Below are 2,473 nucleotides of genomic sequence, written 5' to 3' on the forward strand. Positions count from 1 at the left end.
CGCCGCTCCCCCGGTCCGCCCCCTGACGCGCGCCAGCTCCAGCCCGCGGGTGTTCTCGTAGAGCCGTACCCCCAGCTCCAGACACGCCCGCTTGAGTCCCCAGGCGAGCTTCGCCGGATGCAGCATGGCGACTCCGCGCCGGTCCCACAGCCCGCCGAGAAAGGTCGGCGAGTCGACCTCGGCCCGCATCGCGTCCCTGTCCAGCAGTTCGAGCCCGGTGAAGCCGAGCGCGGTCGCCTCCTCGTACAGGGCGCGCAGATCGTCGAGCTGGTACGGCTCGGTGGCGACATCGATCTCGCCGGTGCGCTCGAAGGCGCAGTCGATCCCGAGGCGGGCGACCGTCGCCTCGATCGCGTCGAGATTGCGCTCGCCCAGCTCCTCCAGTCTGTGCAGCTCGCCCGGCCAGCGGGCGAGTCCGTTGCCGAAGCCGTGGGTGAGGGAGGCGGCGCAGAAGCCGCCGTTGCGGCCCGAGGCGGCCCAGCCCACCTCGCGGCCCTCGATCAGTACGACCTCGCGGCCCGGGTCGCGCTCCTTGGCGAGCAGCGCGGTCCACAGTCCGCTGTAACCGCCGCCGATCACGAGGAGATCGCAGTGTTCGTCGCCGGTGAGGGCGGGCAGCGCCCCGGGTCTGCCGGGATCGTCCAGCCAGTACGGGACCGGCTGTGCGTCGGAGAGTGAGGCCAGGGCGGTACGCATGGCACCTGGGGCCATGTCTTCCAACTCCTTCGGAACCTGATCACGGGATGTCACACGGCGGCGCTCTTCCTCCGCCGGTTGCTGACGAGCTGGCCGGCGACCACCGTCACCACGGCGACGACGAACATCGCCGTGCCGATGACATTGATCTGCACGGGTGTGCCGCGCTGCGCCGAACCCCAGACGAACATGGGGAAGGTCACGGTCGAGCCGGCGTTGAAGTTGGTGATGATGAAGTCGTCGAAGGAGAGCGCGAAGGCGAGCAGCGCGCCCGCCGCGATCCCCGGCGCGGCTATCGGCAGGGTGACGCGTACGAAGGTCTGCACGGGCCCCGCGTAGAGGTCGCGCGCCGCCTCCTCCAGCCGCGCGTCCATGGACATGACCCGTGCCTTGACGGCCGTCACCACAAAGCTGAGGCAGAACATGATGTGGGCGATGAGGACGGTCCAGAAGCCGAGCTGCGCGCCGAGGTTGAGGAAGAGCGTCAGCAGCGAGGCGGCCATCACGACCTCGGGCATCGCCATCGGCAGGAAGATCAGCGAGTTGATCGACCCGCGCGCCCGGAACCGGTAGCGCACCAGCGCGAAGGCGATCATCGTGCCGAGCACGGTGGCACCGAGCGTCGCCCAGGCGGCGATCTGGAGCGAGAGGGTCAGCGAGCCGCACAGGTCGGCGACACCGCAGGGGTCCTTCCAGGCGTCCAGGGAGAAGCGCTGCCAGGAGTAGTTGAAGCGCCCGTTCGGCTTGTTGAAGGAGAAGACCATCACCACGAGATTGGGAACGATCATGTAGCCGAGCGTCAGCAGGCCCGCGAGAACCACCAGATTGCGCCGGGTCCAGCGCGTCACATCCGTCAGAACGCCCATCAGACCAGGTCCTCCGTCCCTGCTCGGCGGATGTAGACGGTGACCATCAGCAGGACGACCGCCATGAGGATGAAGGAGAGCGCGGCGGCCGTCGGATAGTCGAGGACCCGCAGGAACTGTGTCTGGATGACGCTGCCCACCATCTTGGTGTCGGTGGAGCCGAGCAGTTCCGCGTTGACGTAGTCGCCGCTCGACGGGATGAAGGTGAGGAGTGTGCCGGAGACGACCCCGGGCATGGAGAGCGGGAAGGTCACCTTGCGGAAGGTGGTGAACGGTCTGGCGTAGAGATCTCCCGCCGCTTCGTGGAGGCGGCCGTCGATGCGCTCCAGCGAGGTGTAGAGCGGCAGGATCATGAACGGCAGGAAGTTGTACGTGAGACCGCAGACGACCGCCATGGGCGTGGCCAGGACGCGGTTGCCCTCGGTCCAGCCGAGCCAGCTCGTCACGTCGAGCACATGCAGGGTGTCCAGCAGACCGACGACGGTGCCGCCGTCCGCGAGGATGGTCTTCCAGGCGAGCGTACGGATCAGAAAGCTGGTGAAGAACGGCGCGATGACCAGGACCAGCAGCAGATTGCGCCAGCGGCCCGCCTTGAAGGCGATGAGATAGGCCAGCGGGTAGCCGAGCAGCAGACACAGGACCGTGGCGGTGCCCGCGTAGAGCAGGGAGCGCACGAACTGCGGGTAGTACTCCTGGAGCGCGTCCCAGTAGGTCCGGAAGTGCCAGGTGACCTCGAAGCCCTGCTCCAGGGAGCCGGTCTGTACGGAGGTCGAGGCCTGGTAGACCATCGGCAGCGCGAAGAAGACCAGCAGCCAGAGGATGCCGGGCAGCAGCAGCCAGTACGGGACGAGCCGCTTGCGCGTGGAGGTTCTGCGCGGCACCGGTTCGGGGCCGCGCAGAACCTCCACGCG

Annotated in this window: 3 protein-coding genes; all 3 read right to left on the bottom strand. The window is 68.1% G+C overall.

The genetic code is table 11. The features are described from left to right. Positions 1 to 711, bottom strand: a 711-nt coding sequence (locus tag BFF77_RS26950) for an NAD(P)/FAD-dependent oxidoreductase (RefSeq protein WP_141698538.1), incomplete at its 3' end; no start/stop codon positions are given. A gap of 35 nt (positions 712 to 746) precedes the next feature. Beyond that, on the bottom strand, positions 747 to 1,562 hold the full coding sequence (locus tag BFF77_RS26955) for an ABC transporter permease (protein ID WP_066954675.1): 816 nt from the start codon (positions 1,560 to 1,562) through the stop codon (positions 747 to 749). After that, entirely contained in the window at positions 1,562 to 2,470 is a 909-nt protein-coding gene (locus BFF77_RS26960; RefSeq protein WP_066954677.1) for an ABC transporter permease, read from the bottom strand. The genes BFF77_RS26955 and BFF77_RS26960 overlap by 1 nt, the downstream gene beginning before the upstream one ends. Positions 2,471 to 2,473: the final 3 nt, after the last annotated feature.

Source organism: Streptomyces lushanensis (assembly GCF_001700515.1).
GTDB lineage: Bacteria > Actinomycetota > Actinomycetes > Streptomycetales > Streptomycetaceae > Streptomyces > Streptomyces lushanensis.

What these genes read in the sequence shown, in the direction of transcription:
- BFF77_RS26955 (WP_066954675.1), bottom strand. Translation starts at nt 1,562, where the DNA reads ATGGGCGTTCTGACGGATGTGACGCGCTGGACCCGGCGCAATCTGGTG.